We start from the raw sequence: 12,236 nt of genomic DNA, 5'->3' as shown, positions 1-12,236 counted from the left end.
CCGTCACCGGAAGTCCCTCGCGCGGTGCTGCACGCCGACGCGGAGGTCTTCGAACGCATCGGCGATGAGGTTCGTCACGCCCTCGGCGGATCGTTCGAGGATGCCCCGCGCGATGAGCGCGGGCGAATCGCGCACGATGCGGCGATAGCGGTTCCAGACGCCGAGCGAGCACACGATGTTGACGAGACCGTGCTCGTCTTCGAGGTTGAGGAACGTGATTCCGGATGCTGTGGCCGGGCGCTGCCGGTGGGTCACCAGACCGGCGACCTCGACGCGGCGGCCGACCTCGTGGCTGCGCAGTTCGCGGGAGGTCAGGACGCCACGCGCGTCGAGCCCGGAGCGGTAGTGGGTGATCGGGTGGTCGTCGGTCGAGATGCCCGTCGCCCACAGGTCGGCGGCGAGGCGCTCGTAGCTGGTGGGGTCGGCGAACAGCGGGGGCTGCACCGCGATGAGCGAGTCCGGCAGGAACTCGGGGCGGTCCTGCGCCGCCGACCCGGCGAGCCAGATCGCCTCGCGCCGGCTGAGCCCGAGGCATTCGAACGCTCCCGCGGTGGCGAGCGCCTCGACCTGTGCCGCAGTGATGCTGGTGCGCCGCACGAGATCGCGGAGGTCTCGGAACAGGCCGCCGGACTCGCGCGCCGCGACGATGCGCTGCGCGACCGTCGCACCGATGCCCTTCACTCCGGCGAGCCCCAGCCGCACCGCGAACCTCCCGTCGCGGCGGTGCGCGGCGGAGTCGTCGGGTGCGTCGATGTCGAAGAGCCCGACCGGCGGCTGGTTGCGATCGGCGCACGAGTCGAGGCCGGTGGGGCCTTGAGCCTCGGTCGCTGAGCCAGTCGAAGCGTCCGTGACGGCCTCGAGCACCGCCTCGCTGCCGGAGAGGTGGAGGTCGGGGCGGCGCACCTCGACGCCGTGGTGGCGCGCATCGCCCACGAGTGTCGCGGGCGAGTAGAAGCCCATCGGCTGCGCCCGCAGCAGTCCCGCGAGGAACGCCGCCGGGTAGTGCAGCTTGATCCACGAGCTGGCGTACACGAGCAGCGCGAACGACAGCGAGTGCGACTCGGCGAAGCCGAAGTTCGCGAACGCCTGGATCTTGGCGTAGATCGCGTCGGCCTCCTCGCCCACGAGGTTGTTCTCGGCCATGCCGGCGTACAGCTTCTTCTTCAGCGAGTCGATGCGCTCGATCCCGCGCTTGGAGCCCATGGCACGGCGCAGCAGATCGGCGTCCTCGCCGGTGAGCCCGCCGACGGCCATGCCCATCTGCATGAGCTGCTCCTGGAACACGGGGATGCCGAGCGTCCGCTCCAGCACCGACACGAGCTTGGGGTGGGGGTAGGTCACCTCCTCCTGCCCAAGCTTGCGCTTGACGAACGGATGCACCGCCCCGCCCTGGATCGGCCCGGGGCGGATGAGCGCGATCTCGATCACGAGGTCGTAGAACCGGCGCGGCTGCAAGCGCGGGAGAAGGCCCATCTGCGCTCGGGATTCGACCTGGAACACCCCGATCGAGTCGGCACGGCACAGCATGTCGTAGACCGCCTTCTCCTCCTTCGGGAGGGTCGACAGTTCCCAGTCCTCCCCGGTCGAGGCGCGGATCATGTCGAAGCAGTACTGCAGGGCCGCCAGCATCCCGAGGCCCAGCAGGTCGAACTTCACGAGGCCCATCCAGGCGGCGTCGTCCTTGTCCCACTGGATCACCGTGCGGTTCTCCATGCGGGCGTGCTCGATCGGCACGACCTCGCCCACCGGTCGGTCGGTGAGCACCATGCCGCCGGAGTGGATGCCGAGGTGCCGCGGCGCCTTGAGCAGCTCGGAGGCGAACTCCAGCACCTGGTCGGGGATGTCGTGGCCGGCGCCCGTCTCGAGAAGGGCTCCCCAGCCCTCGATCTGCTTCGACCAGGCGTCCTGCTGGCCCGGCGAATGCCCCAGTGCCTTCGCCATGTCGCGCACGGCGTTCTTGGGCCGGTACTGGATGACGTTCGCGACCTGTGCCGCGCGGTCGCGGCCGTACTCCCGGTACACCCACTGGATGACCTCTTCCCGGCGATCCGAGTCGAAGTCGACGTCGATGTCGGGCTCCTCCTCGCGCAGGCTCGACAGGAACCGCTCGAACGGCAGGTCGTACCCGATCGCGTCGACGGCGGTGATGTCGAGCAGGTAGCAGATGGCGCTGTTGGCGGCGGACCCGCGCCCCTGACAGAGGATGCCCTGGCTCCGGGCGAACTGCACGATGCCGTGGACGATCAGGAAGTAGCCGGGGAAGTCCTTCATCTCGATGACCTCGAGCTCCTTCTCGATGCGCGCCCGGTCCGCCTCCGTCAGGTCGGGGTACTTGCGCGGCACCGCCTCCCACACCAGGTGCCGCAGCCACGACATCGGCGTGTGTCCCTCGGGCACCTTCTGCTTCGGGAGCGCGGGCTTCGCCTTCCGCAGCGGGAAGGCGAGCTCGTCGGCGAGCGTCACGGTGCGGGCGACGGCATCCGGGAACCGTACGAAGCGCTCCGCCATCTCGGCCCCCGAGCGCAGGTGGGCGCCGGCGTGGGCGGGCAGCCAGCCGTCGAGCTCGTCCAGGCCGCGGTTCGCGCGGACGGCCGCGACGGCCGCGGCGAGCAGCTGCCGCTTCGGCACGGCGTAGTGCACGTTGTTCGTGGCGAGGAGCGGAAGGCCCCGCTCCCGTGCGAGCCCGGCCAGCACGTCGTTGTCGCGGGTGTCGAGCGGATTGCCGTGGTCGATGAGCTCGACGTGCACGCTGTCTTTCCCGAACAGGGTCACGAGGCGATCGAGTTCACGTGCCGCCGCATCGGGACTCTCGGCGAGCGCTCGGCGCACGGCGCCTTTGCGGCATCCCGTGAGCACAGCCCACTCCCCCGCCGCCTGCGCGGCGAGCTCGTCGAGGTCGTAGACGGGCCGGCCCTTCTCGGCGCCCTGCAGCTGCGCGTGGGTGATCGCACCCGCCAGCCGGTGATATCCCTCCTCGCCGCGGGCGAGCACCAGCAGATGCGCGCCGACCGGATCGGCCTCGCCGTTCTGCGGCTCGGGCAGCTCGAGCGACAGCTCGGCGCCGAACACGGTCTTGAGCCGCAGTGCCTCGGCGGCCTCGGCGAACCGCACGATGCCGTAGAACCCGTCGTGGTCGGTGACCGCGAGGGCGTGCAGACCCAGGCGCTCGGCCTCCTCGGCGAGCTCCTCGGGCGACGAGGCGCCGTCGAGGAACGAGTACGACGAATGCGCGTGCAGCTCGGCATAGGGGATCGCGTCGGCCGGACGCTCGATCTCGGGCGCGACGTACGGCCCCCGCTTGCGCGACCAGGCGGGGCTGTCGCCGCCGTCCGCGCCGACCGGCGGCGCGTCGGGCCTGCGACGACCGCTCAGCACGCGCTCCATCTCGGACCACGGCACGCCCGGATTGTTGAAGCCCATCAGCCCATCACCCGCCGCTGCCCCGTATGCCCGAGGCGTTTCGACTCGTCGTTCCTCGCTCGCTCAACGACCGGTGGTACGTGTCAGTCATAGGTGGCCTCCGCCGTCCAGGCGTCGCCGTCGCACACCAGCAGCCAGGCTGCCCCGTCGGCGTCGACGACCTGGAACCGGTGCGCACGGCGCGAGCGTGCGGCATCCCATCCGCGCTCGACCACGGGCCACGGCCCCGCCCACGCTTCGATGGCGCGCCGGCGACCGCTCTCGATGAAGAGCGCGGGCACGGCCGAGACGTTCCCCCGCTCGTCGACGTCGACGAGTTCGCCGCCGAGCGCCCGCACGTCGACCGGCACCGGATCGGCGAACACCGTCGTCGGCAGCGGGTCGGGCAGACTCCCCGGCCACGGTCGCGCGCGCTGCGCCGCGAGGCCCCCGACGGAGTCCGCCGCTCGGCCGCCGGCCTTCCGGTCGCGTTCGTCCTTGTCGCCCCATGGCACGAGCACCTGGCGCTCGGCCAGCCACCTCCCGCCGCCGATGGCCGGCGTCAGGACTCCGCGGTGCCCGAGCATCGCCTGCACGCGCGACAGCGCATGGTGCACCCGCTCCTCGGGGCCGCCGCCGAACAGCGCGGGGGCGTGATGGGATGCCGCATCCACCGCCTCCGGCGAGATCCGCACGAGCGCGACCCCGCTGCGCAGCCCGCGCCCCGCCGCGTCGCCGGCGCCGACATCTTCCGCGAGCTGCCACCGCACCCGGTCGACGACCGCCGCGGCGTCGAAGGATCCGGGATGCAGCCACACCCTCTCGCTGCGCTCCCCGCGGTCTCCGACGAGCTCGACCCGCAGCTCGGTGCAGACGAGGTCCACCGCGCCTAGACCCGCGACGAAGTCGTCGGCGGTGACGCGCATGGCGAAGGCCACCTGATCGGCGATCTCGAGGGGCGGCTCGAACGCGACCTCGCGCTGCAGCTCGGGCGGCGGCGTGCGCGGCTGCACGGGTCGCGAGTCGCACCCCGCGGCGAGCGCGTGGAGTCGGATGCCCCGCTCCCCGAACCGTTCGCGCACGCGATCGGGCTCCATCTCGGCGAACCCCCCGAGGGTCTGCACGCCCAGCCGGGCGAGCAGGCCCACGAGGTCGGTCGCCTCTTTCGCGCCCGCCGTGCCGGTGCCGAGCAGCGCCGAGGCGTCGAGCACCGCGATCGGCAGCGGCGCGAGGAAGCCGGCCGCACCGCCCGCGGGCACGACGAAGACCGGATCGGCGGCGCTCGTGCCGCCCCGCGCCGCCTGCTCCGCCGTGAACGGCCCGTCGGCGATGCCCACCCGCACCCCGTCGAGACCCGCTTCACGGAGGATGCCGATCAGCATGCGAGCGGCCTCGGCCTCGCCGCCGTAGTACCGCGCCGGACCGCGGGCGCGCAGCGCGCAGAGTCCGGGCCGCACCAGCTGCACGCCGGGCGCCTTGTCTTCGATCAGCGACACGATCGGGGCGAACGCCCGATGATCACGCGCGGCGTCCGCGGTCACCAGCGTCAGCCCGGGGCACCGTGCCTGAGCATCGCGCCGGCGCTGCCCCCGGCGCACCCCCTCGGCACGCGCAGACGCGGAGCACGCGACCACGAGGTTGCGCTCCACGACGGCGACCGGGGCCTTCGGGGTGGGCTTCTCCTGCGCCGCATCCGTCCGAGAGCCCGGCCGCTCCCCGACGGCGTCCTTCATCGACTCCGCCGCGACAGCGCCCGCCTCCCGTTCGAGAGCCGTGACCGGCCAGTCGGGGAACCACAGCACGAGGCTCCGCACCGGCGTGCCCGATGACATGTCACCCCACCGCCCTGATCAGCTGCGGGAAGGACTCCGCAGATTCCGCAGGCAGCGCCTCGACGGGGCGCACCCGCTCGGGCGCGGCGGAGACGTGCCCCGCAGCATCCGGAAGCATCACGCGAGCCCGTCGCGGACGCGGCCATCGCCGGCTGGACGAGGTGAGCGTCACTTCCCTGCCGGAGAGGTAGCCGTGCCCGCGGCCGACGCCTTTCCACGTCGGCTCGCCCACGTCGATCACGGCCTCCGCCTGGGGCCACGGCCCCTGCACCAGCAGCACCGCGCCGCGGTCGCGCAGCCGTGCCGCCAGGCGGGAGATCTCGCCGTCGGCCGCCCGCCCCGACGGGCGCACCGCGACCACCGGCAGCACCTCTGCCACGGTCGAGGTGACCGCGAGCCAGCGAGCACCAGGGTCGGGGATGAGCACGAGCCGCGACAGATCTACCCCGAGACCCTCGGCTGCCTCGGCGCCGAGCTGCGGCATGCCGATCGCACCGCACCATGACCCTGCCTGCGACGGCTGGGCCAGCAGCGCCAGCAGCACCGACGTCGAGCGCGGCAGGGAGTAGGCGGAACCAGGACGCAGACCGCCCCCGGGAAGCAACGAGGCGAGCGCGGGATGCACCGGAAGCACCGGCGCATCGAGCCGTCGGCCCTGCACCCGCTCGACCTGGGCCCGCAGCTGGGCGACCGTGCCGGCGGACGATGCGCCCACCGCGCCGAGGGCGGCAGGCTCCGTGCCCGTCGGCGCCTGGCCGACGGCCTCGTGCACGTGCTGTGCCGTGAGCTGCACGATCGCCCTCATTCCCACATGCTAGAACAGATGTTCTAGTCCTTCAACCGCTGGGAACGAGCGTAGTCCTGGGTTCCGACAGTTATGTTCGAGACTGCAGGACGAGCGGCACCGCACCCGGGTGCGGAACCCGCCGCCTGGCCGGCGCGGCGCCCAGTACGATCCCGACGAGCACGAGGCCGACCCCCACGACCTGCGGCACCCCGAACGCCTCCCCCGCGACAGCCACGCCGAGCACGACTCCGGTGACCGGATTGAGCAGCCCGACCACGCCGACCACCCCGGGAGAGAGCCGCCGCAGACCCGCGAACCACGCGACGTATGCGAGCGCCGTCGCGATGAGCGTGAGGTACGCGAACCCGAGCCCCGAAGAAACTGTGAGCGCCGGCGGCGCACCTTCGACGAGCACCGCGGCCGGCAGCAGCACGATCGAGCCGGCGACGAGCTGCCACGCCGTCATCGGCAGCGCCGGAACATCCGAGCCCCACCTCGACGTGAGCACGAAGCCGATCGACGAGGCCACCATCGCGCCGAGCGACGCGGCGACACCCCACGGATCGGCGCCGTCCGCATCGAAGCCCAGCATCACCGCCACACCGATCAGGCCCACGGCCGCGCCCACCACGGCGGCGAGCCGAGGCCTGCGATGGAGCAGCAGCCACGCGAACAGCAGCATGCACGCGGCGGATGCCGACATCAGCGTCGCGGCGAGACTCGACGGCAGCCGCTGCCCGGCGACGTACACGAGCACGAAGAAGCCGCCGACGTTCAGCGTGCCGAGCACGAGAGAGCGCCACCACCACGACCCGCGCGGCAGCTGGCGCGCGAGGAGCAGCACGATGAGTCCGGCCGGCAGCGCTCGCAGCACGCCACCCCACAGCGGCGCGTCCGCCGGCAGCAGGCTGTGCGTGACGACGTAGCCGCTCCCCCACGCGATCGGGGCGATCGCCGTCACCAGGATCCACATCCACCGCTTATCTTCCATGGAAGATACTTTATCTTACCGGGAAGATAAGATGGGTCGCATGGCCGACGACGACCGCTCCGCGCACGATGAACCGCTCGACCGGGTCGCGGAGATCCAGCAGGAGTGGCGCCGCGAGCGCCCCGACCTCGACCCCTCGCCCCAGGGCGTGATCGGCCGCCTTCACCTCGTCGCGCTCACCCTCACCGAGCGGCTCGTCGCCGTCTACGGCGAGTTCGGCCTGAGCGAGGGCGAGTTCGACGTGCTCGCCACGCTCCGCCGCGCGGGCGCGCCGTACGAGCGCGCTGCCGGCGAACTCGCCGACCACACCCTCGTCACGACCGGCGGACTCACCAAGCGCGTCGACCGCCTCGCAGCCCGCGGGCTCGTCGAGCGGCGGGTCGAGGCATCCGACGCCCGAAAGCGCCTGGTGCGACTCACCCCGGCGGGCCGGGATCTCATCGATCGCGCGATCGCCGCGCATCTCTCGAACGAACGCCGCATCCTCGACGAGCTCGGGACGACGGATGCTGCGACCCTCGAGCCGATCCTCGCCCGCTGGCTGCGCCTGCTCGACGAGCGCTGACCCGCACTCAGTCAGCGCACGACCGCGATCTCACGCCGCGAGGGCGAGGTACGGCTCCCACCGCGGGTCGCTGCGCTCGGTGCCGCGGACGGTCCACTGCGCGCCGCGCGGCGGACGGGGCAGGAAGCGCAGCTCCCAGTCCATCTCCTGCGGCGTGCGGTCGCCCTTCACGTTGTTGCAGCGCAGGCAGCACGCGACGAGGTTCTCCCACGAGTCGGCGCCGCCGCGCGAGCGCGGCAGCACGTGGTCGATCGTCGACGCCGCCTTGCCGCAGTACGCGCAGCGGTGGTTGTCGCGCCGCAGCACGCCCCGCCGGGTCACCGGCACATGGCGACCGCCCGGCACCCGCACGTAGCGGGTCAGGATGATCACGGCCGGGCGTTCGTACGAGCGTCTGGTGCCCCACACCGGATCGGTCTCGGTGTGTTCCACCACGGTGGCCTTCTCGTTCATCACGAGCACGAGCGCCCGCTTGAACGACACGACGGCGAGGGGCTCATACCCCGCGTTCAGCACCAGAGTGCGCATTGATCATCCTCTCGAATGGCCGGGACGGCTTCTCGGTTATTCGACTTGCGCGACGATCAAGGGCGCAGGGGCATGAAAAAAGGCGCTGTCTACAGACAGCGCCCTGGCGCCACGGCAGTGCCGCGGCATCCGCTCGTGCAATGCCGAAGGACGAGGCGTCCAAGCGCATCCATGGTTCGGATGCGTGGTGTGCAGCCCATCGGCTCCCTCCGCTCTCTCAGCGTCGAGTCCCAGGGTAACCCACGCCGACACGCCCGGGGCGCGGCGTCACCTGAACGACACATGGCGTGTCGGTGACTAAAGCAGAGAACGGATGCCTCGGCCGAGGCATCCGTTCTCTTCTGTGATTGCAGAGGGTCTTCGTGTATGTCAGCCGGCGTTGGCCTGCAGCCACGCCCACGGGTCGACGACACCGCCGTTGATGTGGACCTCGAAGTGCAGGTGGCAGGCGGTCGAGCTGCCCGTGCTGCCGACGAGGCCGATAAGCTGACCGGCCTCGACGGACTGGCCCACCGAGACCTGGCGGCTGCCGTACGTCATGTGACCGTAGAGCGTGTTGACCCGCTGGCCGCCGATCACGTGGTCGATCGAGACGCCGACGCCGTAGCCGCCGTAGCTCTCCTGCGACACCTTGACCACGCCCGCAGCCGCGGCATAGAGCGGCGTGCCGCACGAAGACAGCAGGTCGACGCCCTGGTGGTAGCCCGAGTCCCAGAGGCCGCGGCCCTTGGTGAAGTTGAGGATCGGCCAGCGCACTTCGCCGGTTCCGGGCGACGTGAGGGCGATATTGACGGGCACCGACGTGCGCGAAGACGCCGCCGCTGCGGCAGCAGCCGCCGCGACCTGACGGGCGCGCTCGGCAGCGGCCGCCTCGGCCTTCTTCTTCTCGATCTCTTCCGCGGTGGTGGCCGCGTAGCCCTCACGCGACAGCTCGGCGGCGTTCGCGTCGGATGCGGCGACGAAGGTCTGCGCATCGTCGACGGCCATCTGCTGAAGGGTGCGGGACTCTTCGGTGACCGCACCGGCGCCGGCGGCGAAGGCCGGGATCGCGACGGTGGCGACGAGGCCGCCCACCATCGTCAGCACGACGAGGCTGCGCAGCGGCTTGACCACACGCCCCTTCTTCGACGTCGCGGCGGGCTTCGATGCGGCGGGACGGGCGTCTGCGCGGCCGGCCGTGGGCTTCGCGGGCGCGGCGGCGCGGGAGCGTCGCGCGGGGGTCTTCCGGTTGCGCGCGCGGCGGTTCTGGTCCGCCGCGGCGTGCTCGGGCACGTTCGCGTGCGACTCGATCTCGTCAGCCAAACTGTTCCTCCGGCGCCTCTGCGCCGGGGCGCCTGGCTCGTCAGCACTCGATGTCGGGGCACGATGTGCGGGCTACACCACGTGTGGACGACGAGCCGGTGAGGCAATCCACGCGGGGTCCGGTCGGCGGGCTTCTGGCCGGGTGGACTGTTCGAGGCTACCCGAAGGTCACGTTTATGTCACGCTCCGCGCCTGGCAATCTCCGCACAGTGCGTCATCGGAGGGGGTGGAATGCGGCATCCGGTGTCCTCGAATGAGATTCGCCCCACCGAATCGGCGCCGCGATCGTCCCATTCAGCGGGACGCGCCGCCTCAGCGGACGTCGTCGACGAGGAAGATGTGCGACGCGATCTCGACCGGCAGCTCGAGGCCCTCGTCGCTGCCCTGCATCTGCACGAGCACGTAGCCCTCGCTGTAGCGGTAGTCGCCGACGGCCCCCGGGACGACGCCCGCGCCCTTCAGCTGCTGAAGCAGCTCCGGGTCGACCTGCGCGGGCTCGGCGAGCCGGCGGACGGTGCCGGTGATCGGCTCGCCGGCGTCGTTGAGGCGGCGCACCAGGCCCACGACACCCTGCTCGAAGCCGTTCGTCGGCACGTCGCCGAGCTGATCGAGACCCGGGATCGGGTTGCCGTAGGGCGACTCGGTCGGGTGCCCGAGCAGTTCGACGAGACGGCGCTCGACCTGCTCGCTCATGACGTGCTCCCAGCGGCAGGCCTCTTCGTGGACGTAGGCCCAGTCCAGGCCGATGACGTCGGACAGCAGGCGCTCGGCCAGCCGGTGCTTGCGCATGACGTCGACGGCCTTCTGCCGGCCGGCGTCGGTCAGCTCGAGGGTGCGGTCCTCCGAGACGACGACGAGTCCGTCGCGCTCCATGCGGCCGATCGTCTGCGACACCGTGGGGCCCGAGTGGCCGAGGCGCTCCGAGATGCGTGCCCGCAGCGGCACGATGTTCTCCTCCTCGAGCTCGAGGATGGTGCGCAGGTACATCTCAGTGGTGTCGATCAGGTCGGTCATCGCGGTGTCCTCAGACTTCTCAAGGGGCTGAGGACAGCCTATCCTCTGTCCCCGACGCCGAGGCCGGGCCCGCCCGGGGCCGCACGGGTCCGCACACGCCGCGGCGTCTGCGGCGGATCGCTGCGGGCCCTGCGGCGGTGCGGCATGTGCGCTGCCCCACGCCGCGGCATCCGTTCGTTCCCCGCTCCCCGCTCCCTCACACTCCCCGCTCCCTCACACTCCCCGCTCCCTCACACTCCCCGCTCCTCACACTCCCCGCTCCCGCACGCTCCCCCTTCCCGCCAAGGAGCAGCTCAACAGGTCAACCGGGGTTCTACATGATCCGCAGGCGCACCTCAGTCCTGTGCAAGCCCGGTTGACCTGTCGAAGAGGGGGGACGGATGCTGCCGCCCGGCGTCCTGTGCTGCCTCAGGAAGCCCGGTCCAGACCCTGCGCCACAGCGCGCATCACCAGGTCCTGCACTTCGTGCCAGCGCTCGATCACCTGCACGTAGGTCACTCGGATGACGTGATAGCCGAGAAGCATGAGGGCCGCGTCGTGGGCCACGTCCTCGGCGCGCTGCGCGCCGACGTGGTGCCCTCCGTCGACCTGCACGACCAGACGGTCGCCGATGAGGAAGTCGGCTCGATGCCCCTGAATCCAGATCTGATACCGGATGGGAAGGGAAAGCCACCGAAGTCGCGTGCGGAAGATCGACTCGAGCCCCGAGTCCGCGAAAGGAGTCGCCTCCTCCAGCAGTCCGCGGACGGCCGGGACCAGAGGGAGCCGTGCGAGCTCTGCCTTGTCGACGAGTCGAAGGTTGAGGGCGGACTCCCACACAGCGAGTGCGGTTTCATGCGGCTGGCATCGCGCGACGATGAGGAGCGTGTTGAGGATGCTGTCCTCCAGCGTTCCCGGAGCTCGTGGCTCGACCGGCCGAGCCCAATGCACGGTCGCCTTCTGATTCTTCAGCTTCAGCCGGGATGCGCTCGGCGGTGCACCGACGTGCGGACCGTCTTCGGCGAGGACCCACAGCCCCAAGCGCTTCGCCCGCGTGATGCATGTGAGCACCACGCCCGCCCGTGCGGCTGCCATGAGGTAGGGATCGACGTCCGGATTCGCCACCCACCCCCGCCGCGGCCTGGTGACGAGGCCCGCGGCCATCGCGCACTCGATCGAGTAGCCGCTGACTCCTGCGCTCATGAGCACCGACCTGAGCGCGACGCCGCCTCGTGCCTGCAGTTCCGTCATCAGATCCGCCATCCCTGAATGGTCGCGGCTCCGCCACGCGAGGCAGCGCGATACTCGGCGCGATCACGAGAACTCGCGTGCGCAGCATCCGCCCGTCCCCCTGTGGAGGAGGCTCGACAGGTCAACCGGGGCTCTGCATGAGCCGATCCCCGGATCGCACCCTGCGCAAGCCCGGTTGACCTGTCGAAGAGGACGGATGCCCCGCACTCGGCGCCCAGCCTCAGCATCGGTGGCAGCGGCAGCAGCCGCCCACCCTCACCCCCGACTACCGCGGCTCACCGGGCTCGACAGGTCAACCGGGGTTCTACATGAGCCGATCCCCGGATCGCACCCTGCGCAAGCCCGGTTGACCTGTCGAAGAGGACGGACGCCCCGCACTCGGCGCCCAGCCTCAGGTGGCAGCGGCAGCAGCCGCCCACCCTCCAGCCCCCCCTGCTCTTCGACCCCGACAGGTCAACCAGGGTTCTACATGAGCCGATCCCCGGATCGCATCCTGCGCAAGCCCGGTTGACCTGTCGAAGAGGACGGATGCCCCGCACTCGGCGCCCAGCCTCAGCATCGGTGGCAGCGGCAGCAGCCGCCCACCCT

At 71.3% G+C, this 12,236-nt stretch carries 9 protein-coding genes; 1 reads left to right on the top strand and 8 read right to left on the bottom strand.

All coding sequences use genetic code 11. The features are described 5' to 3' along the window. Positions 1-3: 3 nt before the first annotated feature. From ACFQ7C_RS02955 to ACFQ7C_RS02940, 4 genes are all read right to left on the bottom strand, one after another. The gene (locus ACFQ7C_RS02955; RefSeq protein WP_378897697.1) at positions 4-3,420 is read right to left on the bottom strand and encodes an error-prone DNA polymerase; all 3,417 of its coding nucleotides are present in this window, start codon (positions 3,418-3,420) and stop codon (positions 4-6) included. An 83-nt stretch (positions 3,421-3,503) separates the two neighbouring features. Beyond that, a complete protein-coding gene (locus ACFQ7C_RS02950; protein WP_378897694.1) occupies positions 3,504-5,231 on the bottom strand; it encodes a DNA polymerase Y family protein in 1,728 nt (575 codons plus the stop codon). Position 5,232: 1 nt separating this feature from the next. Beyond that, entirely contained in the window at positions 5,233-6,036 is an 804-nt protein-coding gene (locus tag ACFQ7C_RS02945; protein ID WP_378897691.1) for a hypothetical protein, read from the bottom strand. Positions 6,037-6,106: 70 nt separating this feature from the next. Then, positions 6,107-7,009: an EamA family transporter gene (locus ACFQ7C_RS02940; protein WP_378897688.1), complete on the bottom strand. Its 903-nt coding sequence runs from the start codon at positions 7,007-7,009 to the stop codon at positions 6,107-6,109. Between the two features lie 40 nt (positions 7,010-7,049). Between ACFQ7C_RS02940 and ACFQ7C_RS02935 the strand changes: the two genes are divergently transcribed. Then, positions 7,050-7,574 carry a MarR family winged helix-turn-helix transcriptional regulator gene (locus tag ACFQ7C_RS02935; RefSeq protein ID WP_378897685.1) on the top strand — a complete coding sequence of 175 codons (525 nt, stop codon included), beginning with the start codon at positions 7,050-7,052 and terminating at the stop codon, positions 7,572-7,574. Between the two features lie 30 nt (positions 7,575-7,604). Here the strand turns inward: ACFQ7C_RS02935 and ACFQ7C_RS02930 are convergent, their stop codons facing one another. From ACFQ7C_RS02930 to ACFQ7C_RS02915, 4 genes are all read right to left on the bottom strand, one after another. Next, positions 7,605-8,102, bottom strand: a complete 498-nt coding sequence (locus ACFQ7C_RS02930; RefSeq protein WP_378897682.1) for an HNH endonuclease — start codon at positions 8,100-8,102, stop codon at positions 7,605-7,607. Positions 8,103-8,471: 369 nt separating this feature from the next. After that, complete coding sequence (locus tag ACFQ7C_RS02925; RefSeq protein WP_378897679.1) at positions 8,472-9,404, bottom strand: M23 family metallopeptidase; 933 nt, start codon at positions 9,402-9,404, stop codon at positions 8,472-8,474. A gap of 312 nt (positions 9,405-9,716) precedes the next feature. Further along, on the bottom strand, positions 9,717-10,418 hold the full coding sequence (locus ACFQ7C_RS02920) for a metal-dependent transcriptional regulator (protein WP_378897676.1): 702 nt from the start codon (positions 10,416-10,418) through the stop codon (positions 9,717-9,719). 408 nt (positions 10,419-10,826) lie between these two features. Next, complete coding sequence (locus ACFQ7C_RS02915) at positions 10,827-11,648, bottom strand: endonuclease domain-containing protein (RefSeq protein ID WP_378897673.1); 822 nt, start codon at positions 11,646-11,648, stop codon at positions 10,827-10,829. Positions 11,649-12,236: the final 588 nt, after the last annotated feature.

It is taken from the genome of Microbacterium sp. NPDC056569 (assembly GCF_042793475.1).
Taxonomy (GTDB): Bacteria; Actinomycetota; Actinomycetes; order Actinomycetales; family Microbacteriaceae; genus Microbacterium.
The sequence above is the reverse complement of the archived record's forward strand: the minus strand, read 5'-3'. Positions and strand labels throughout refer to the sequence as shown.

Excerpts from the sequence above, each read along its gene's own strand:
- ACFQ7C_RS02955 (WP_378897697.1), bottom strand. The coding sequence starts at position 3,420 with ATGGGCTTCAACAATCCGGGCGTGCCGTGGTCCGAGATGGAGCGCGTG.
- ACFQ7C_RS02950 (WP_378897694.1), bottom strand. The coding sequence starts at position 5,231 with ATGTCATCGGGCACGCCGGTGCGGAGCCTCGTGCTGTGGTTCCCCGAC.
- ACFQ7C_RS02945 (WP_378897691.1), bottom strand. The coding sequence starts at position 6,036 with ATGAGGGCGATCGTGCAGCTCACGGCACAGCACGTGCACGAGGCCGTC.
- ACFQ7C_RS02940 (WP_378897688.1), bottom strand. The coding sequence starts at position 7,009 with ATGGAAGATAAGCGGTGGATGTGGATCCTGGTGACGGCGATCGCCCCG.
- ACFQ7C_RS02935 (WP_378897685.1), top strand. The coding sequence starts at position 7,050 with ATGGCCGACGACGACCGCTCCGCGCACGATGAACCGCTCGACCGGGTC.
- ACFQ7C_RS02930 (WP_378897682.1), bottom strand. The coding sequence starts at position 8,102 with ATGCGCACTCTGGTGCTGAACGCGGGGTATGAGCCCCTCGCCGTCGTG.
- ACFQ7C_RS02920 (WP_378897676.1), bottom strand. The coding sequence starts at position 10,418 with ATGACCGACCTGATCGACACCACTGAGATGTACCTGCGCACCATCCTC.
- ACFQ7C_RS02915 (WP_378897673.1), bottom strand. The coding sequence starts at position 11,648 with ATGACGGAACTGCAGGCACGAGGCGGCGTCGCGCTCAGGTCGGTGCTC.